Below are 19,419 nucleotides of genomic sequence, written 5' to 3'. Positions count from 1 at the left end.
CCGTGGACGTACTGGACAGCGTCGACGCGGTGATGGCCGCGCTGCGCGAGAACGACGCCCGCCCGTACGGCCGGCTGCGGACCGTGACGGCGGAGGAACTGGTCGACGCCGCCGAGCAGTTCGACGACACCGCGGTCCGGGCGATGGCGCTGCTCGAACTGATGGAGGCCTACGAGTACGACGGCGAGCGGAGCAAGACCCCGGTGGTCTTCGCCCGGGTGCTGAAGCTCTGGGACACCGACCGCGACGGCTTCGGCGAGTGGGCCGGCCAGCAGGTGTTCTGGCGGTTCAAGTGGGTGGCCACCGCGCTGCTCGGCACCCCCGACGTCCCGCTGGACGCGGTGCGCCGCTGGCAGACCGAGATGCGCGACCGCTACCGCGCCGCCGGCCACGGCCTCCAGCCGTACTACGCGCAGCGGTACCACCTGGCCGCGCACACCGGGATCGACACCGAGCAGGCCTTCGAGCTGTGGGCGGCTCGGCCGCGCAGCGAACTGAGCGACTGCCGGGCCTGCGAGATCCGCGCCCAGGCGGGCCACCACGTGCGGTCCGGGGACGACCGGCGGGCGCTGGACGCCTGGCGGCCGGTCTTCGAGGGCGAGAGCACCTGCGCCGAGGAGCCCTACCTCAGCCACGCCTACGCGCTGCTGCCGCTGCTGCGCGAGGGCCGGCTGGACGACGCGCGCTCCAGCCACCTGGTCGGCTACCGGTTCGCCCGCGGCAAGTCCGGGATGGCCCGGGCGGTCGGCCTGCACGTGGAGTTCTGCGCGCTGTCCGGGAACGAGCCGCGCGGCCTGGAGATCCTGGCCGAGAACCGCGACCTGTTCGGCGTCACCGGGGACCAGGCTAGCCGGCTCGACTTCCTGACCGGCGTCGAGGTGCTGATCGCCGGGCTGGCCCGGGGCGGCCACGGCGGGCTCGCCGTCAGCGGACCGCCCGGCGCCGCCTGGACGGTGGACTCGCTCCTCGCTCACCTGCGCACCGAGGCGGACGCGCTGGCGGCCCGCTTCGACGCCCGCAACGGCACCGACGCGGTCGGCGCGCGCCGGCGGGCCCGGCTGGAGCGGCGCCCGCTGCTCGCCGAGCCGCTCGCGCTCGGGGTGCGGGCCGCGAGCGCCCCGGAGCTGTCGGCCGCGCCGGCCACCCCGGCGGCGCCGCCGCGGGCCGCCGAGCCGGAGCCGGCGGACTTCGCCGACCTGGTCGTCCGGGCCCGCGAGCTGCACCTGCTGGGCCACCCGGACGGGGACCGCCTCTGGGAGCGGGTCGCCGAGCGCTTCGGCGCCGCGGGCTACCGGCACACCGAGGGCACGGCGGCCGGCAGCGCCGCCCGGCTGCGGGCCGAACTCGCCGAGCAGCGGGCCCATACCGCGATCGAGCGGGACGACTGGACGGGCGGCCGGGCGGCGCTGCTGGAGGCGGCCGACCTCTTCGAGCGGGCGGGACTGGCCGGGCGGGCGCTGGTGGTCCGCACCCGGGCCCTGGTGGTCGAACTCGGCGACGTCGAGGGTGCGACCTCCGACTGGCCCGCCCTGGACGCGGCGCTGGCCGAGGCCGAGGCGCTGCTCGCCGCGCCGCCGGCTGCGGACGAGGCAGCCGCCGGGCCGGCGATCACGAGCGACGACTACCTGATCGTGCTGCAGTGCCGGGCCTTCGCGGCCCACCACGACCTCGTCCGGGCGCTGCCCGAGCCCCCGGCCGGGACGCTGGAGCGCTTCGAGGACGCCGTCGCCGCGTACCGGCGGGAGAGCACCGAGCGGGGCTCGCTCCGGCGCACGGCCACCGCCCGCCAGTACGGCGCCGATGTGGCCGCCCGGCAGGGCCGGATCGCCGAGGCGGTGGCCGAACTGCGCGGCGCCCTGGAGCAGTTGGACGCAGCCGAACTGCCCTGGCACACGCCGCGGGTGCTCGGCCTGCTCGGCCAGGTGCTGCTGCAGAACGGCGAGCGGGCCGAGGCGGTCGAGGTCTTCCACCGGGCGCTGGCCGAGGCCACCCGCTGGGCGGACGACTCGTACCCGTTCGGGGCGACGTACATGATGCTCGGCCACGCCTGCGCCCACCTCGGGGACAACGGCGCGGCCGTCCGGGCGCTCTCGCAGGCCGCCGCGCGCTTCGACCGCAAGGGTCCGGCGGGCGCCGAGGAGGCCGCCCAGGTGCGGCTCCAGCTCGCCGACCTGCTGCGGGACGCGGGCCGGGCGGCCGACGCGGTCGCCGTCCTGGAGTCGGTGCTGCTCGACCCGGCCGCGCCCGACCTGGACGAGCGGATGCTCGCGCAGGCCCGGCTGGACCTCGCGCGCGGACTGTTCGCGCTGGAGGAGTTCCGCGACTCGGCGGAGGAGTACCTGCGGCTCGCCGACGAGGTGGCCGGCTGGGAGGAGCAGCACACCCACACCGTGGTCGCCGGCGAGGCCGTCCTCGCGCTGGCCGAGGCGGGCCGCTGGGAGGCCGCCCGGACGGCCCGCGAGCGGGCCCTCGCCTCGCACGCGAAGGCGCCGAGGCCGGACCAGATCGCCGGCATGCTCCGGGACCTCGCCCGGATCACCATGCAGCGGCAGGGCCCCGAGGGGCTGGCCGAGGCGCTGGAGCGGCTGGCCGAGGCGGACGCCGTCCGGGAGGCCGCCGAGCGTGACGGCGAGCCGCACACCCCCTGGTACCTGCGCGGCGCCGTCCACTACGAGCGGGCCCGGGTGTACGCGGTGGCCGGGCGGCACGAGGAGGCACTGGCCGAGGCCGAGTCGGCGGTCACCGCCTACGAGGCGGGCGGCGAGCCGGCCGAGACGCCGCGCGCCGAGGCCGTCCGGCTGGCCGGGCTGATCGAGGGCACCGACCTCGGCCGGACGGAGCAGGCCCGGGCCCGTCTCGCCGCCGCCGCCGAGCGCTGCCGGGGCTTCGGACTGCACGAGGCGGCCGGCATCCTGACCGGCCTGCGCGAGCGGATCGGCGCGCAGGAGCGGTGAGGTGACGGTGGGCCCGCCACCGCGGGAGCGGCGGCGGGCCCACCGGGCGGCCCCGCGTCAGCAGGGGCCGTCGTCGGACCAGACGCCCCACTGTCCACTGGCCGACGGGTTCTCGTTCAGCGTCCACCACTTGGCGTGGTACTTGTGGCCGCTGTAGGACACCTTGCTGCCGTTGGTGTACGTCGTGGTGGCGCTCCAGGCCGGGTCGGCGCAGGCCCCCGGCGGGTTGCTGGTCGGGGGCGTGGTCGGCGGGGTGGTGGGCGGCGTGGTCGGGGGCGTCGAGGTCGGCGGGGTGGTGGGCGGCGTGGCGCCGGCGAACCGCACGGTGAACTTGGTGAAGTCCCAGTCGCTCTGCGCCACGCTGGAGCACGAGCCGGACAGCCCCGGGTCGACCGTGCCCGGGCACTGGCGGTCGCGGTTGACGGACCAGTAGGTGTACCGGGCCAGTTTGTGGGCGAGGGCGAAGTCCAGCACGGTCTGGAAGTCCGCCTGCCGGAAGTACTCGGCGGCGTCCGTGCGCCCGTTCATCAGCGAGACGCCCTCGTGCGCGTAGGCCTGGGCCTCGGTCCAGCCGAAGGTGGTCCGGAGGATCCCGTTAAAGGCGACCAGGGCGGCGGTCTGGGCGGCCGCGCCGTTGAAGCCGCCGTCGAACGGCATGATCGAGTAGTTGTCGGGGGTGAAGCCCTGCGCCTTCGCCTCGTTGAGCATCTGCTGCCCGAACCACCCGGTGCCCGCCCCGGTCCCGGCGGTGGTGATCGAGATGTAGAGCCCGGGGTTGTTCTGCTGGAGGATCCGGGCCGCGCCGATCTCGTTGTGGATGGCCGCCGTGTTCTCGTACTCCGGCTCCTCCAGGTCGAAGTCGATCGCCTTCAGCTGGTACTTGGTGATCACCTTCTGGTAGCCGGCGGCGGTGGCCTCCGGGGTTCCGCAGCCCTGGCCGAGCTTGTTGCCGCCGTAGCCGCCGACCGAGACCGAGACGTCCCCGCCCTTGGCCCGGACGGTCTGGATCACCGCCGGCATGGTGGTGTCGGTGTCGATCGAGGAGGTGCCGCCCCAGGCCGGGGAACAGCCGCCCTTGTCCAGGATGAACGCCAGCTGGAACGCCTTCTGGCCGGTCGCGTCCATCACCGCCGCGGCGTCCGGCGGGCTGTTGTCCTCGGGCATCAGATAGGGCGCCGAGGCGTACCAGTTGCTGCCGATCCCGGCGGCCGGGGCCGTGACGTCGGCCGCGGCGGCGCCGCCGCCGGCCAGCGCGGCCGCGGCGCCGGCCACCAGGCCGAGCACCCCGGCCACCGCCACCGCGGCCCGGCGGGCCCGGGGGGTGCGGTGCGAGGGCCGGGCCCGCGGTCCGGTCGGTGGGGTGAACTGCTGTGGGGGAAGAGCGCGTTCCATCGGGAACCTCTCCAGGAAACGGCGGGGGAAGGCCCGCCCGCGTCGACGTGGGGGAGACGCGGTGGGCGCGACAGCCGTGCCACGGGGGGAGCGTGCGGACGGCCTCCACTGGTATAGACCTGTCCGGAAACCGCCGTCAACCAATGGGACGGTCAAGCCTTCGGTCGGGCCCCGGGGGTGCTCTCCGGTGTGTCGGTCACGTTTCCCGACACGAGATCTCGTCCGTAAGCGCGAGGCCGCGCCGTCCGGCTATCGCAGCCTGGAGGAACGAACGCCCGCGGAGCACGCGCACGCGTCCGCGGCCGGCAGCACCGTCGTCCCCGGCGGTCAGGTGGCCCTGCTCGGCGACAACTCCGCCTTCAGCACCGACTTCCGCCTCCGGGGCGCCTCCCGGCCACCAGCATCGTCGGCGTGGTCCTGGACGGCGTCCCCCTGCGCGGCTGACGGGCCCCGGGGGCCGCGTCAGGTGGGCGGTTCGGGGGCCTGGCCGGGGGTGCGGGGGTGGACGGGCAGGTCGGGGCGGGTGCGGGGTGGTCGGTTAGGGTGGCCGGATGGGGGTGGACCGGGGGGTGGCGGAGGGGCGGCAGGCCGTCGCGGTCCTGGCGGCGCTGCGGGCGAGCCCGCTGCGTTTCCCGTTCACCTCCACCCCGTGGCGCTGCTGGGGGCACGTGCTCGGGGGTGCGGTGTTCGGGCCGCTGCTGCTGGCCCTGCTCGCCGCCCTGCTGCTGATCGGCACCGGGCTGTCCGTCGTCGGGGTCGGCCTGGTGGTCCTGCTGGGCGTCGCGCTCGCCGGGATCCCGGTCGGCGCGCTGGAGCGCCGCCGGCTGCGGCTGGTGGAGCCGGTGCCCGTGCCCGACCCGCACCGCGCGCTGCCCGGGGTCGGCGGGCGGGCCCGGCTGCGGACCAGGCTGCGTGAGCGCGCCACCTGGCGCGAACTCGGCTACACCGCCCTGTTCGCCCTGGTCCTGAGCGTCGTCGACCTGGCCTTCACGGCCCTGCTGGTGTTCTGCGGCGCGCTGGTCGTCAGCCCGCTGGTGGTCTGGGCGCTGGCCCCCGAGACCGTGATGCTGATCCCCGGCCGGGCCGTCCCCGGTCCCGGCGCCGCGCTCCCCGCGACCGCCGTCGGACTGGCCGGCCTGCTGTTCTGCGGGTACGCGGGCGCGCTGCTGACCGCCGGCCGGGTCCGGCTGGTCCGGTTCCTGCTCGGACCCCGGCCGGAGGGCCTCGGCCGGCAGGTCCTCGAACTCACCCGCTCGCGGGCCCGCCTGGTCGACGCCTTCGAGGCCGAACGCCGGCGGATCGAACGCGATCTGCACGACGGCGCCCAGCAACAGCTCGTCGCCCTCAGCATGACCCTCGGGCTGGCCGCGTACGAGCTGCGCGGGCGGGCGGACGACGACCCGGCGCTCGCGCTGGTCGACCGGGCGCGCGGCGAGGCCCGTCAGGCGCTCGAACAGCTGCGGGACCTCGTCCGGGGCATCCACCCGCAGGTGCTCACCGACCACGGGCTGGCCGCCGCCGTCGCCGAGGTCGCGCTGCGCCACCCGGTCCCGGTCGCGGTGGACATCGACCTGCCGGACCGGCTGCCCGGACCGGTCGAGACGACGGCCTACTTCACCGTCACCGAGGCGCTCACCAACGCGGCCAAGCACAGCGGGGCCACCGCGGTCACCGTCCACGGCCGGGTCGACGACGGCCGGTTGGTGCTCCAGGTGACGGACGACGGCCGCGGCGGGGCCGACCCGGCCGCCGGGGCGGGGCTGCAGGGCCTCGCCGACCGGATCGCGATTCTGAGAGGGAGGCTGATGGTGACCAGTCCGATCGGCGGGCCGACGCGGCTCCGGGTGGAGGTGCCGTGCTCCGGATCGTGATCGCCGAGGACGCGGTGCTGCTCCGGGCCGGGCTGGTCGAGCTGCTGGCCCGCGGCGGCCACCAGGTGGTGGCCGCCGTCGGCGACGCGGCCGCGCTGGCCGCCGCCGTGGACGCGGACCGCCCCGACCTCGTGCTCACCGACGTCCGGATGCCGCCGGACTTCCACGACGAGGGCCTGCGGGCCGCCCTGGAGCTGCGCGAACGCCACCCGGGCCTGCCCGTGCTGGTGCTCTCCCAGTACGTGGCCACCCCGTACGCCACCCGGTTGCTCGGCGCCGCTGGCGCGCAGCCCGCCGGGCTCGGATACCTGCTGAAGGATCGGGTCGGCGAGGTGGCGGACTTCCTGGACGCGCTGCGCCGGGTGGCGGCCGGTCAGACGGTGATCGATCCCGAGGTGGTCCGGGTCCTGCTCCGCCAGCAGGCGGCGGACCGGCCACTGGCCCGGCTGACCCCGCGCGAGCGGGAGGTGCTGGCGCTGATGGCGGAGGGGCTGAACAACCAGACCGTCGCCGGGCGGCTGGGCATCACCGAGGCCTCGGTGGTCAAGCACTGCGGGAACATCTTCATGAAGCTCGACCTCGACCCGGCGGAGGGCAACCGCCGGGTGCTGGCGGTGTTGGCGCACCTGCGGGGGGAGTAGGCCCGGGGCGGGCCCTTCCCGGAAGCGGGCGCGGAGCCGCCCGACCCGGCGGGCGGTGCCGCCTCACCCGTGGCGGACGGACCCCTCCGGGGCGGCGGCGTCCGTGCCCGCCGGGTCGGGGCCCGCCGGGTCGAGCAGCTCCGCGAGGCGGCGGGCGGAGGCCTCCCAGGACCACTGCGCCCGGACCCAGCGCCGTCCCGCCGCCCCCATCCGGGCGCGGTCGGCCGCCGGGGCGCCGAGGATCCGGCCGACCGCCTCCGCGACGGCGGCCGGACTCCGGCCGTCGACGACGGCGCCGGTGACCCCGTCGAGGACGGCGTCGGGCGCGCCGCCGGACCGGCCCGCGACCACCGGCAGCCCGGCGGCCGCCGCCTCCAGGAACACGATGCCCAGGCCCTCCGCCTCCAGACCGGCCCGCCGGGTGCGGCACGGCATCGCGAAGACGTCCGCCGCCGCGTAGTAGGCGGGTGTCGCGGCGTGCTCCCGGCCGCCGGCGAAGACCACCGAGCCGGGCTCGGTGTGGTGCCGGGCGAGGGCGCGCAGCCGCCGTTCGTCCGGGCCCCGGCCGACCAGGACCAGGACCGCTCCCGGCACCGTCCGCCGGATCAGCGGGAGGGCCCGGATCAGGGCGTCCTGACCCTTGCGGGGGACCAGTCGGGCCACGCAGAGGATCATCGGCGCGCCGGTGTCCGGGGCGCCCGCCGCGCCCGCGCCCGCCGGCCGGAAGCGCTCCGCGTCCACACCCGGTACGAGCCGTTCCAGCCGGGCCCGGCGCCCGAGCGCGGGGGCGATCCGCGCCCGGGTGTACTCGCCGAGGTAGGTGACCACGTCGACGTGGTCGCCGATCCGCCGGAGCAGTCGGCGGGCCCCGGGGGTGCGGGCCCACCAGATCTCGTGGCCGTGCGTGGTGGCGACCGTCCGGGCGATCCCGGGGGCCTGCCGCCGGAGCCCGGGCGTCATCGCGGCGAGCGGGGCGGCGGCGCCGAACCAGACGCGGTCGCACCCGTGCGCGCGGGCGATCTCGGCGGCCCGCCGGGTGACCCTGGCGGTCGGCAGCAGCGTCCGGGACCGGTCGCGGATCACCGGGAAGGGGAGGGCCGCGTCGTGCGCGGCGGCGCCGGGCTCGTCCGAGGTGAGGACGACGACCTCGTCGGCGGGCAGACGGGTGGCCAGGGCGTGGACGAAGGTTTCGATGCCGCCCTGCCGGGGCGGGAAGTCATTGGTGACGATGAGTGTGCCGGCCATGGGGTCGGTGCAACCTCGGTTCGGGGATCGGTGAGCGGATCGGTTCGGGGATCGGTGAGCGCGTCGGCGAGGGCGCCGGTGCGGGGAGCGGTGCGGGCCTGCGAGCGGGCCCAGAGGGTGAGCAGGAGCGGTAGCGCCAGGTAGCCGAACCGCCCGGCGGGTGCGAGCAGGAAGGCCACGCAGAGCCCGAGGGCGAGCCGGTCGGCGGCGCCGACGGCGTCCCGGGGCGGGCGCAGCACCAGCGAGGCGGCGACGGCCAGCCCGGCGAGCAGCAGCAGCGTCACCGCGGCGTACCAGCCGGCCGGGCCGAGGTCCGCGAGCAGCCGGCCGGGCAGCGGGCTGCCCGCCGGGGTGGGCAGCGGGCCGCGTCCGGTGGGGAAGGCGAACACCTGGTGGAACATCGGGCCGGGCGAGCGCAGCGCCCCCGGCAGGACGAGGACGGCCGTGCCCGCCAGCGCGACCGCCGTGGCGCGCAGCGCCGCCCGCCGGCCGGCCGTGGCGGCGAGCAGGGCCGCGACGACCGCGACCGCGGGCCAGGCCGTCCACTTGAGCGCGCAGGCCGCGGCGAGCGCCGCCCCGGCGGCGCCGGGGCGGCCCCGGGCGGCCAGGGCGAGGGCCAGGCAGCAGAGGCCGGTCATCGGCAGGTCCACGCCGCTCACACAGAGCGGCAGCGCGACCAGGGGCGAGGCGGTGAGCGCCGCGAGCGCGGGCCGGTGCCGGCGGCCGGCCGCGAACAGGCAGCCCAGGAACGCGGCGGCGCACCAGAGCCGGGCGTCCCCGAGTAGCCGGGCCGGCCACTCCTGTGCGCCCAGCACCGCGCGGGGCAGCCCGAACAGCGCCATGCCGGGCAGGTACGGCGTGTACTCGGAGACCGTGTGCGGATCGGCCAGGTAGGGGGTGCCGTGCCGGAGCAGCAGTTCCGCGGACCGCTCGATGACGGCGACCTCGCTCTGCCCCTGACCGGTCAGCACCAGCCGCAGCAGCGGCAGGGCCAGGGCCCCGAGCAGGGCCACCGCCACGGACCAGGATCGGGCCCGCCGCCACGGCAGCACGAGTACGGCAACGGCCGCCGCCAGATAGCCCGTTGCGGCGATGGCGCCCCAACTGCGGTGCGGCCCGAGCCCGGAGACGAGCGGGAAGGCCGCCGCCCAGCCGGCTGCGGTCAGCCAGCCGGCGCACCACGGTGCCCGCCGGTAGAACCACCCGGCCCGGTAGGTGAGTTGGGCTCTCCCGGGGCGATGGTGGTCCCGGTCGCGGTGGTCGCGTCTGCCTCGGTGATTCAGCACCCCTTCATTCCAGCGGCGCAGTACGGCCGGGTCATGACGGCCAGGTCGAGACCTGGGGTCGGGTTTCCCCTACCTTCGTCGCCCGCCCCCCTTCGTCCTGACGTTCGGTGACGACGGAAGCACGTTCGGTGGCGAAGCTCGCTATCGTGGTCCCGTGGTGAGGTCGTGGGATGCCGCGGTGGAGCGGGCGCAGGAGCGGTTGGCGGCGGTGCCCCGGCTGCGGACGGTGGACGGCGGGGACGGGCGGCGGTTCGAGCTCTGGGACGTGGCGTCCCGCGCCGAGGGCGAGCTGGGCGAGCGGGTGGACCCGGACGCCCTGACCCCGGAGGCCGAGCGCGGGCTGCGCGAGCGGCTCGGCGAGAGCGGCCGGGAGTGGCCCGACGGCGGGCTCTACCGCCGCCGCTACTGGGTGCACGGCCCGGACGGCCGGGGCGGTCCGCCGGTCGGCACGGTGGCGGTCGACAACTGGACCAGGGGGCCGGGCCAACTGGCCGTCTCCTCGCTCTACCTGCGCCCCGGCGCGCGCGGCCGCGGCCACGCCGCCGCCGTGCTCGACGAGGTGTACCGGGCGGCCGCGGCCGAGGGGATGCCCGGCTACCGCCTGGACGCGCACTGGACCTGGCAGCACGCCGTCCGCTACTACCTGCGGCGCGGACTCTGGGTGGTCTCCTGGAAGCACGCCCTCGGCCTCGCCCGGATGCCGCAGCTGCCGTCCTACCGGGTGCGCGAGGAGGACGACCGGCTGCTCCTGCTGGTCTCCGACGCCCGCCACGGCTGGGTGCCGCTGCTCGCCGCCGGGCGGGAGGGCCGGTGGCTGCGCCTGGACGAGACGGCCGCCTACCGGCAGAGCGACGGGTGGGTGCACGACTTCGCCCGCTCGACGCTCGCCCTGCACCTCGCGCTGGCGGGCCGGCCGCTGGTGCGCGGTCCGCAGTGGTGGGCGGAGGCCTGGCGCTGGTCCGACACCGGCGAGCCGGAGGGCCTCGCGTACAAGATCGAGCACTTCGAGCGGCTCGCGCGCGACGCCGGCCGGCGCGTCGTCTCCCCCCACCGGCCGGAGGGCGCCGGGCCGGAGCGGCCAGTCCTACGGGAGTCGGACCGGGCCCCGCAGGTGCCCGGCCCGGCCGGCCGGCTGCCGAGCACCGCCCCGCAAGGGCCGTGACGGCGCCGCCACCACCGTTCGCGGACAGCCGCGCACACCCGCGGCCGGACGGCTGGGAGACTCGGGGGATGGCTGAGATCGAGATCGACGGCGCGCCTGCCGACCCCGGGCAGCTCGCCGCCCTGGGGCTGCTGAACTACGGGCACTTCACCACCCTGCGGGTGGAGTCCGGCCGGGTGCGCGGACTGGCCCTGCACCTGGACCGCCTGGTCCGGGACTGCCGGACGGTGTTCGGCGCCGAGCTGGACCGGGAGCTGGTCCGGCAGCGGATCCGCCGGGTGCTCCCGGCGGATCGCGCTCCGGTGATCGTCCGGGTCACCGTGTTCGATCCGGCCCTCGGGCTGGAGCGCCCGGCCGCGCCCGCCCTGCCCCGGCTGCTGGTGACCACCCGCCCGGCCCCGGCCGCGGCCCCCGGGCCGCTGCGGGTGCGCACCGCCGCGTACCGGCGCGAGCTGCCCGAGGTGAAGCACGTCGGCCTGTTCGGTCTGGTCGGGCTGCGCCGGCAGGCCCAACTCGACGGCTACGACGATGCCTTGCTGACCGGGGAGGACGGCCGGATCACCGAGGGGGCCACCTGGAACGTCGGCTTCCACGACGGCCGGCAGGTGGTCTGGCCGGAGGGCCCCGCGCTGCCCGGCGTCACCGCCGCGCTGCTCGCCGCCGCGCACCCCGGCCCGCAGCGGCGCGAGCGCGTCGACCCGGCCGGCCTGGAACGGTTCGTGGCGGCCTTCGCGGTCAACGCGGGTGTCGGCGTCCGGCCGATCGCCGCGATCGACGGGACGGCGTTCGACCCCGCCCACCCCGTCCTCGCGCCGCTGTGCGCGGCGTACCGGCGGATCGAGGGCGACCTGCTCTGAGCCGGCCCCCACCGGTCCGGTCGAGGCGCTCCCCCGGTCCCGAGAGTTCCGTCGGTCCGTAGGACTCCGACGAGCCCCGAAAGAACTCCGGGGCTCCGGGCCGGGGGCAAGGCGGAGGAACGGGGTGGGGATAACCCCCCGGTCCGTCCGCCAGCGGCCTCCATGGTTCGGAACACCCGCCCTTCCTAGGCTGGAACACGTCGACGACCAGCGACGATTCCCGAAGGAAGGCCCCTCCATGGCACGCCGCCAGCACCCCCAGACCGAGCCGTACGGCCGCCCCGGCGCCCACGCAGCGATCGAGCTGCGGGCGGTACGGCGCAGCTACGGCCGCGGCGGCGACGTCGTGCACGCCCTGCGCGGGATCGACCTGTCGCTGGACCGGGGCAGCTTCACCGCGGTGATGGGGCCGTCCGGCTCCGGCAAGAGCACCTTCCTGCAGTGCGCGGCCGGCCTGGACCGCCCGGACGGCGGCGAGGTCTACCTCGGCGGCGAGGAGATCACCCGGCTGAGCGAGAACCGGCTCACCAAGCTGCGCCGCAGCCGGATCGGCTTCATCTTCCAGTCCTTCAACCTGCTGCCCTCGCTGACGGTCCAGCAGAACGTGCTGCTCCCGCAGCGCCTCGCCGGTGAGCGCCAGGACCGCGCCCGGGCGCGGGAGTTGCTCGCCCAGGTCGGTCTCGGTGAGCACGCCGGCCGGCGGCCCGGCCAGCTCTCCGGCGGCCAGCAGCAGCGGGTGGCGATCGCCCGCGCGCTGATCACCGACCCGGACGTGGTCTTCGCCGACGAGCCGACCGGCGCGCTGGACACCCGCACCGCGCACGAGGTGCTCGGCCTGCTGCGCCGCGCCGTGGACACCATGGGCGCGACCGTGGTCATGGTCACCCACGACCCGGTGGCGGCCTCCTTCGCGGACCGCGCCGTGTTCCTCGCCGACGGCGCGTTCGCCGGCGAGCTGTACCACCCGGACCCGAACGCCGTCGCCGACCGCATGGTCACGCTGGCGGCGCGCCCGGTCGGAGCGGCGGCATGAGCAACGGACTCGCGCGCGCCTCGGTGCGCTTCCGGCCGGCCTCCTTCGTCGGCACCTTCCTGGCCCTGCTGCTCGGCGCGGCCATCGTGACGGCCTGCGGCACGCTGCTGCAGACCGGCCTCACCGCGAGCGTGCCGCCGAGCCGCTACGCCGCCGCCCCGGTGCTGGTCGCGCCGGACGCGGCCGTCGAGATCACCGTCAAGACCGGCGGGGACGAGGACGTCGAGAGCCTGCCCGTCCCCGAGCGGGCCCGGGTCGACGCGGCGCTGGCCGGGCGGATCGCGGCCCAGCCCGGTGTCGCGGCCGCCCGGCCGGACACCGCCTTCCCGATCCCGGCCGGCTCCGCCCCCGGCGTGCCCGGTCTGACCGGCCGGGGCATCGCCGCCCTCGGCATCGCCGGAGCGGGCGAGAAGCTGGTCGAGGGCCGTGCGCCCGGCGCGGGCGAGGTCGTCCTGGACGTCGACACCGCGCACGCCGCCCACCTCGCGCCGGGCGCCACCCTCGCGCTGACCGGGCCCGGTGGCGCCGGCACCTACCGGATCTCCGGCCTCGCCGCCTCCCCGGGGGCGGGCCCGCAGCATCCGGCCGCCACCGCGTGGTTCGCCGACCAGGTCGCCGACCGGATCTCCGGCCACCCGGGCCGGGTCGACGCGATCGCCGTCGTCCCCCGCGACGGCGTCACCGTCAAGGCCCTCGCCGCCCAGGTCCGCCAGGCCGTCGGCGGCGACGCCGAGGTGCTCACCGGCGACGCCCGCGGCGCCGTCGAGCAGCCGCTGCTCGCCGAGAGCCGGACCATGCTCACCGCCCTCGGCGGCTCCTTCGGCGGCATCGCCACCATGACCGCGGTGTTCGTCGTGATGAGCACCGTCGCCCTGGCGACCGGCCAGCGGGCCCGGGAGTTCGCCCTGCTGCGCGCCATCGGCGCCACCCCGCGCCAGATCCGCCGCACCATCGCCACCGAGGCGGTGCTGGTGGCACCGATCGCCGGCGCCCTCGGCATCCTCCCCGGCCTCGCGCTGGCCCGCTGGTGGTTCGGCGAGCTGGCCGACCGCGGCGCCGTCCCGGCGGCCGTGCCGCTGGACGTCGGGCCGATCCCGATGCTCGCCGCCGTGGCGACCTGCACGATCGCCGCGCTGACCGCCGGCTTCTTCGCCTCCCGCCGCCCGTCCCGGCTGCGGCCCAGCCAGGCCCTCGGCGCGGCGGCGGTCGAGGCCGGCCGCCCCGGCACGGTCCGGACCGTGGTCGGGCTGCTCTTCGCCGCCGGGGGTGTCTCGCTCGCCGCCGTCGCGGCCGGCCTGGACGGCTCGAAGGCCGCCAACACCGCCCTGGGCGTGGTGATGTGCTTCCTGATGGCCGTCGCCCTGCTCGGTCCCTGGGTGGCCGGGGTCGCCGCCGGGGTGTTCGGTCTCCCGCTGCGGGCCGGGGCCGGCGCGCCAGGTTCCCTCGCCGTCGACAACACCCGGGCCAACGCCCGCCGGCTGGCCTCCGCGATCACGCCGATCGTGATGGTCACCGCCTTCTGCGGCACCCTGCTCTTCATGCAGAGCACCATCACCCACGTCACCGGCGAGCAGGTGCGCACCGGCATCACCGCCGACCACGTGGTCGGCTCGACCGGCCCCGGCCTGCCCGCCGGCAGCGCCGACCGCGCCGCCAAGGTGCCCGGCGTGGACGCCGCCGTCGGCGTGCTGCGCACCAGCACGGTGTACCGCGACGGCAGCATGCTCGGCACTGCCAACACGCTCGGCATCAGCGGCGACCCGGCGAAGCTCCCCGCGGTGCTCGACCTCGGGGTGAAGAGCGGCTCGCTGGCCGAGCTCGCCCGTTCGGCCGACACCGTCGCCCTGGACGCCGGTCTGGCCGACGCCCTCGGCGTCACGGTCGGCGACCGCGCCCCGCTCTGGCTCGGCGACGGCACCCCGGTCAAGCCCACCGTGGTCGCCACCTACGAGCGCGGCCTCGGCTTCGGCCAGGTGCTGCTGCCCCGGGCGGCCGTCGCGGAGCACGTCACCGCCGGCTACGACAGCCAGCTGCTGGTCGCGGACGCCCCCGGTGCCGACCGGGCCGCCGTGGCCGCCGCACTGGGCAACCTCTCCGGCGCCGGCGCGACCACCGTCGCCGACCGGGCCGGCTTCGTCGCCGAGGCCGACAAGGCGCAGGAGATCGGCGCCTGGGCGAACACGGTGATGGCCGGTGTGCTGGGCGGCTTCGCCGCCGTCACCGCCGCCAACACCCTGGCGATGACGGTGCTGGACCGCCGCCGGGAGGTGGCGCTGCTCCGCCTGGCCGGGACGACCCGCCGTCAGGTGCGCGGCATGATGCGCTGGGAGGCGCTGCTGGTCGCCGCGACCGGGCTGGCGGTCGGTGCGGTGATCGCCTGGGTCACCCTGCTGCCGATCACCCGGGGCATCACCGGCTCGGCGCCGCACATCCCGGTCGGCCTCGCGCTGCCGCTGGCCGCCGGAGCGGTGCTGCTCTGCCTCGGCTCGACCGGCCTGCCGGCCCGCCTCCTGCTGCGGGCCCACCCGGTCGCGGCGGGCGGCGGCCGGCAGTAGCGGGGACCCCTGGGGGCTCCTGACGGCGCGACGGGCGGTGCGCGAGGGCGGCGCACCGCCCGTTCGGGTGGGCCGGGGGGTGGGGGTGTGGGCCTCGGGGCGGCCTCGGGGTGGCGGGACGGGCGGTGCGCGCGGGTGGCGTACCGCCCGTTCGGGTGAGGGCTCCGGCCCAGGCGGGCGCAACGGGGTGGTGATCGACCTGCCCCCGGTTCGGCGCCACGGATCCGGGAGCCCGGTCGGTTACGGTGTCGGCCGCGCCGTCCGGGGCCGAGCCGCCTCCGGAGGCGTTTCCCGTTCCCCCTCCGTCCAGGCCCGCCGGGCCGCTTCCCGTACCGGTTCCGCAGCCGTTCCCTCCGCAGCCGTTCCCGCCGTCGTCTCCTTCCGCAGTCAATCCTCCCGCCGTCGTTCCGCAGCCCCTTCGCACCCTTCCGCACCGGTTCCCGCCTCACGGCCGAGCAGAGAGAAGCCCACCCATGAGCAGTCCTCCCGTGGCCCCCGCGCCCCGTCGGCCGCTGATCCTGCTGCGGGCGAGCGCCACCGCGCTGGCCGCGCTGGCCGTCCTGCAGACCGCGCTGGCCGGCAGCTACCTCAACGGCCACTACGAGTCGCTCGCGCTGCACGAGGCTGCCGCGCGGGCGGTGCTCGTCGCGGCGTGCTGCCAGCTCGTGGCCGGGGCGCTGGTCCGCCGGCCCGGCCGTGACCGGCGCGGCCCGCGCGGGCCGTTGTGGCTCGCGGTGCTCCTGGTGGCAACGGTGACCCTGCAGACCGCCGTCGGCTACAACCGCGCGATCGGGGTGCACGTGGTGCTCGGGGTGCTGCTGGTCGGCGGCATCCTGGCCGGCCTGGCCGGCGCCTGGCGGCTGCCGCTGCCGGCCCGCGCCGGCGCCACCGCGGCCGACCCCGAGGGCGCCGGCCGGCTGCCCCGCCCGGGCGGACCGGTGGAGGTCGCCCAGTGAACCGCCGCCGGTTCCTGGGCATCGGCGCGGCCGTGGTCGGCACCGGCGGGATCGGCGCGTTCGCCCTCCCCTCGGCCACCCGGCTGCTGGCCGAGGCCCGGCCGGGCCGGCTGCTGCTCAGCGCGATGGAGCCGCCCGCCCCGTTCCAGGTGCCGCTCCCGGTGCCGCCCGTACTGAAACCGGTCCGCACCGACGGCACCACCGACTACTACGAGATCACCCAGCGGAGCGCGCGGCTGGAGATCCTGCCCGGCCTGCGGACCGAGGCCTGGACGTACGGCGGCAGCTTCCCCGGCCCGACCTTCGCCGTGCGGGCCGGGCGGCAGAGCGTGGTCCGCCACCGCAACGAGCTGCCGGTGCCCTCGGTGGTCCACCTGCACGGCGGCCACACCCCGGCGGACAGCGACGGCTACCCGACCGACCTGCTGCTGCCGGTCGGGGGCGGCGGTGCCCGGGGCGCCCAGGACATGGCCGGGATGGCGGGCATGCCGGGGATGGCGCACCACCCGGCCGACCCGGCCGCCGCCCGGACCGCCGACGGAGAGCGCACCTACACCTATCCGAACCACCAGCGCGCGGCCACGCTCTGGTACCACGACCACCGGATGGGCTTCACCGGCCCCGCCGTCTGGCGCGGCCTGGCCGGCTTCCACCTCGTCCACGACGACGAGGAGGACGCGCTGCCGCTGCCGCGCGGCGAACGCGACGTGCCGCTGATGCTCGCCGACCGCTCCTTCGCCGAGGACGGCTCCTTCCAGTACCCGGCCACCGATGCCGCGCTGGCCGTCCCCGGCGTCACCGACGACTACATGAACGGTGTCCTCGGCGACGTCATCCTGGTCAACGGCGCCCCCTGGCCCCGGCTCGCGGTGGACCGCGCCCGCTACCGGCTGCGCGTGCTGAACGCCTCCAACGCCCGCCTCTACCGCCTCGAACTCGATCCGCAGCCTTCCGGCGGCGACGCGCTGGTGCAGATCGGCGGCGACGGCGGCCTGCTGGAGGCCCCGCTGGCGCACGACGCGCTGGAGATCGCCCCGGCCGAACGCTTCGACCTGGTGGTCGACTTCGCCCGCTACCCGCCGGGGACGTCGGTCCGCCTGATGAACCGGTTCGGCACCGACCGGGACGCCGAGGTGATGGTGTTCGACGTGTCCTCGCGGACCGTCACCGACGACTCGGCCGTGCCCGAGCGGCTCTGCACCCTCGAACGGCTCGATCCGGCCGCCGCCGTGACCACCCGGACCTTCGGCTTCCGCCGCAGCCGCAACGACGGCTGGACGATCAACAACCAGCCCTACCAGCCGGGCCGTTCGCTGGCCCGGCCCGCCCTCGGCACCGTCGAGAAGTGGCGCTTCTTCACCGACGTCCACCACCCCGTCCACCTGCACCTGGACCCCTTCCAGGTGCTCTCGCGCAACGGCGCCGAACCCGGCCGCTACGACGCCGGCTGGAAGGACACCGTGGACCTGCGGCCGGCCGAGTCGGTGGAGATCCTGGTCCGCTTCACGGACTACCCGGGGACGTACATGCTGCACTGCCACAACCTGGAGCACGAGGACATGGCGATGATGGCGGACTTCGTCGTGGAGTAGCGCGCCGGCCGGGCCGGTGGCCACCGCTCCGTCCCCTCACCCGTTCGGCCGCGCGCCGGCGGGCGGCCGTCCCGCCCGCCGGCGCCTCGACGTGCCGGGCCCCCGCGGTTGACCTAGCGTCGCGGGAGGGGCACCGGCCCTGCCGTCCGACCGAGGAGCGCGCGCATGACCAGTCCCGCCGAACGCCGCCGGCGCGGCCGGGCCGCCCGCGAACGGGTCTCGCGCTCGGCCCACGGCCGCTGGATCCCCGCGGCCGACCGGCCCGACCCGATCGCCGTGCTGGAGCGGCAGGGGGCGGACCGGGTCGCCGAGCTGCTGCCGATCCGCTACGGCCGGATGGCCGATTCGGCCTTCGCCTTCCTGCGCGGCGCGGCCGCCGTGCTGGCCGCCGACCTCGCGGCCGTCCCCGACACAGGCATCACCGTCCAGCTCTGCGGTGACGCCCACCTGGCGAACTTCGGCATGTACGCCTCGCCGGAGCGGGCGCTGCTCTTCGGCCTGAACGACTTCGACGAGACCTACCCCGGCCCGTTCGAGTGGGACGTCAAACGGCTCGCCGCGAGCGCCGCCGTCGCGGCCCGCGACAACGGCAACGACGAGGCGCACGTCCGCCGGGCCGCGCTGACCGCCGCGCTCGGCTACGCCACCGCGATGCGGCGGCTGGCGGCGATGGGCGAACTCGACGTCTGGTACGCCCGGATCGACACCGAGGACCTCCTCCCGCTGATCAGCAGGTCCAAGCGCCGCAAGCGGGTCGAGGCCGGTATGGCGCACGCCCGGCGCCGCACCAGCCTGCAGGCCTTCGGCAAGCTCACCGAGGAACGGGACGGCCAGCGCCACATCATCAGCGAGCCGCCCCTGATCCAGCCGCTGACGAAGAACGAGTTCGGTGCCGTCGGGCAGATCTTCAGCGACTACCGGGCCACCCTCAGCGAGGACCGCCGCGTCCTGCTCGACCGGTTCCAGTTCGTCGACGCGGCGCGCAAGGTGGTCGGCGTCGGCAGTGTCGGGACCCGCTGCTACATCATCCTGCTGGAGGGGCGCGACGCCCGGGACCCGCTCTTCCTCCAGGTCAAGGAGGCCACCCGGTCGGTCCTGGAGGACCACCTGCCCGCCGGCAGCCGGGTCGGCGCCGAGGTGACCGGTACCCACGGCGGCCGCCGGGTGGTGGTCGGCCAGCACCTGATGCAGGCCGTCAGCGACATCTTCCTCGGCTGGACCACCGGCCCGGCCGGCCGCCACTACTACGGGCGCCAACTGCGGGACATGAAGGGCTCGGTGGAGATCGCCGACATGACGAGGTCCGGTCTGCGGGACTACGCGGACCTCTGCGGCCGCGCGCTGGCCCGCGCCCACGCCCGCTCCGGCGACCGGCTCGCCATCGCGGGCTACCTGGGCTCGTCGGACACCTTCGCGGAGGCGATCGCCGACTTCGCCGTCAGCTACGCCGACCGGACCGAGGCCGACCACGCCGCCCTGCTGTCCGCGATCGACGACCGGGTGATCACCGCGAAGCGGGGGATCTGACCCGGGCCGCCCGGGCCTCCGGGCAGGACTGTCAGGCCAGTTCGGGCAGCAGTGCGGTGAGCCGTCGCAGCTGGTCGCGCTGGTCGCGCTGGTCGGCGACGTCGAGCGCGCCCGGGCGGACGACGACATGGCGGGCCCCCGCGTCCCGGTACCGGGCGAGGCCGGCCACGATGTCCTCCGGCGGGCCGGTCACGACCGCCGCAGTGGGCGCCGGCGGCCGGGCGACGGGCTCGGGCGCCACCCGGTCGGCGGGGGTGCGGACCCCGCCGGTCGACGGGTTGGCGGGGGGCCGAGGCCCGTCGAAGGTCGGGGTCGGCGTCTCTCCGTGGCATCAACTCGTTTCTCCAG

14 protein-coding genes are annotated in these 19,419 nt (G+C 76.7%); 10 read left to right on the top strand and 4 right to left on the bottom strand.

The features are described 5' to 3' along the window. Positions 1-2: 2 nt before the first annotated feature. Complete coding sequence (locus ABT263_RS04925) at positions 3-2,954, top strand: hypothetical protein (protein ID WP_352287616.1); 2,952 nt, start codon at positions 3-5, stop codon at positions 2,952-2,954. Positions 2,955-3,011: 57 nt separating this feature from the next. On the opposite strand, the gene ABT263_RS04920 is transcribed toward ABT263_RS04925, so the two are convergent. Beyond that, positions 3,012-4,226, bottom strand: coding sequence for a carbohydrate-binding protein (locus tag ABT263_RS04920; protein WP_502885758.1), 1,215 nt, complete (start codon positions 4,224-4,226; stop codon positions 3,012-3,014). A gap of 671 nt (positions 4,227-4,897) precedes the next feature. On the opposite strand from ABT263_RS04920, the gene ABT263_RS04915 reads away from it, so the two are divergent. Both ABT263_RS04915 and ABT263_RS04910 read left to right on the top strand, forming a co-directional pair. Continuing rightward, a complete protein-coding gene (locus tag ABT263_RS04915) occupies positions 4,898-6,217 on the top strand; it encodes a sensor histidine kinase (protein WP_352287612.1) in 1,320 nt (439 codons plus the stop codon). After that, positions 6,202-6,858, top strand: a complete 657-nt coding sequence (locus ABT263_RS04910) for a response regulator (protein ID WP_329490319.1) — start codon at positions 6,202-6,204, stop codon at positions 6,856-6,858. The genes ABT263_RS04915 and ABT263_RS04910 overlap by 16 nt, the downstream gene beginning before the upstream one ends. Positions 6,859-6,921: 63 nt before the next feature. Here the strand turns inward: ABT263_RS04910 and ABT263_RS04905 are convergent, their stop codons facing one another. Both ABT263_RS04905 and ABT263_RS04900 read right to left on the bottom strand, forming a co-directional pair. After that, the gene (locus tag ABT263_RS04905) at positions 6,922-8,031 is read right to left on the bottom strand and encodes a glycosyltransferase family 4 protein (protein WP_352287667.1); all 1,110 of its coding nucleotides are present in this window, start codon (positions 8,029-8,031) and stop codon (positions 6,922-6,924) included. After that, the gene (locus ABT263_RS04900; RefSeq protein WP_502885757.1) at positions 7,938-9,269 is read right to left on the bottom strand and encodes a glycosyltransferase 87 family protein; all 1,332 of its coding nucleotides are present in this window, start codon (positions 9,267-9,269) and stop codon (positions 7,938-7,940) included. Before ABT263_RS04900 ends, ABT263_RS04905 begins: the two co-directional genes overlap by 94 nt. Positions 9,270-9,543: 274 nt before the next feature. On the opposite strand from ABT263_RS04900, the gene ABT263_RS04895 reads away from it, so the two are divergent. From ABT263_RS04895 to ABT263_RS04865, 7 genes are all read left to right on the top strand, one after another. Beyond that, positions 9,544-10,551, top strand: a complete 1,008-nt coding sequence (locus ABT263_RS04895) for a GNAT family N-acetyltransferase (protein WP_352287607.1) — start codon at positions 9,544-9,546, stop codon at positions 10,549-10,551. A 68-nt stretch (positions 10,552-10,619) separates the two neighbouring features. After that, the gene (locus ABT263_RS04890; RefSeq protein WP_352287604.1) at positions 10,620-11,408 is read left to right on the top strand and encodes an aminotransferase class IV; all 789 of its coding nucleotides are present in this window, start codon (positions 10,620-10,622) and stop codon (positions 11,406-11,408) included. A 238-nt stretch (positions 11,409-11,646) separates the two neighbouring features. Continuing rightward, entirely contained in the window at positions 11,647-12,441 is a 795-nt protein-coding gene (locus tag ABT263_RS04885; RefSeq protein WP_329490323.1) for an ABC transporter ATP-binding protein, read from the top strand. After that, a complete protein-coding gene (locus tag ABT263_RS04880) occupies positions 12,438-14,996 on the top strand; it encodes an ABC transporter permease (protein ID WP_352287601.1) in 2,559 nt (852 codons plus the stop codon). The genes ABT263_RS04885 and ABT263_RS04880 overlap by 4 nt, the downstream gene beginning before the upstream one ends. A gap of 473 nt (positions 14,997-15,469) precedes the next feature. After that, positions 15,470-15,952: a hypothetical protein gene (locus ABT263_RS04875; RefSeq protein ID WP_352287598.1), complete on the top strand. Its 483-nt coding sequence runs from the start codon at positions 15,470-15,472 to the stop codon at positions 15,950-15,952. Beyond that, entirely contained in the window at positions 15,949-17,544 is a 1,596-nt protein-coding gene (locus ABT263_RS04870; RefSeq protein WP_352287595.1) for a multicopper oxidase family protein, read from the top strand. The genes ABT263_RS04875 and ABT263_RS04870 overlap by 4 nt, the downstream gene beginning before the upstream one ends. A gap of 165 nt (positions 17,545-17,709) precedes the next feature. Then, positions 17,710-19,071 carry a DUF2252 domain-containing protein gene (locus ABT263_RS04865; RefSeq protein WP_352287592.1) on the top strand — a complete coding sequence of 454 codons (1,362 nt, stop codon included), beginning with the start codon at positions 17,710-17,712 and terminating at the stop codon, positions 19,069-19,071. A 31-nt stretch (positions 19,072-19,102) separates the two neighbouring features. Here ABT263_RS04865 and ABT263_RS04860 read toward each other — a convergent pair whose 3' ends face one another. Then, entirely contained in the window at positions 19,103-19,264 is a 162-nt protein-coding gene (locus ABT263_RS04860; protein WP_352287590.1) for a hypothetical protein, read from the bottom strand. Positions 19,265-19,419: the final 155 nt, after the last annotated feature.

The organism is Kitasatospora sp. NPDC001603 (assembly GCF_040298365.1).
GTDB lineage: Bacteria > Actinomycetota > Actinomycetes > Streptomycetales > Streptomycetaceae > Kitasatospora.
This window is presented reverse-complemented; position numbering and strand designations above follow the sequence as displayed.

Excerpts from the sequence above, each read along its gene's own strand:
- ABT263_RS04915 (WP_352287612.1), top strand. The coding sequence starts at position 4,898 with ATGGGGGTGGACCGGGGGGTGGCGGAGGGGCGGCAGGCCGTCGCGGTC.
- ABT263_RS04890 (WP_352287604.1), top strand. The coding sequence starts at position 10,620 with ATGGCTGAGATCGAGATCGACGGCGCGCCTGCCGACCCCGGGCAGCTC.
- ABT263_RS04885 (WP_329490323.1), top strand. The coding sequence starts at position 11,647 with ATGGCACGCCGCCAGCACCCCCAGACCGAGCCGTACGGCCGCCCCGGC.
- ABT263_RS04880 (WP_352287601.1), top strand. The coding sequence starts at position 12,438 with ATGAGCAACGGACTCGCGCGCGCCTCGGTGCGCTTCCGGCCGGCCTCC.
- ABT263_RS04875 (WP_352287598.1), top strand. The coding sequence starts at position 15,470 with ATGAGCAGTCCTCCCGTGGCCCCCGCGCCCCGTCGGCCGCTGATCCTG.
- ABT263_RS04865 (WP_352287592.1), top strand. The coding sequence starts at position 17,710 with ATGACCAGTCCCGCCGAACGCCGCCGGCGCGGCCGGGCCGCCCGCGAA.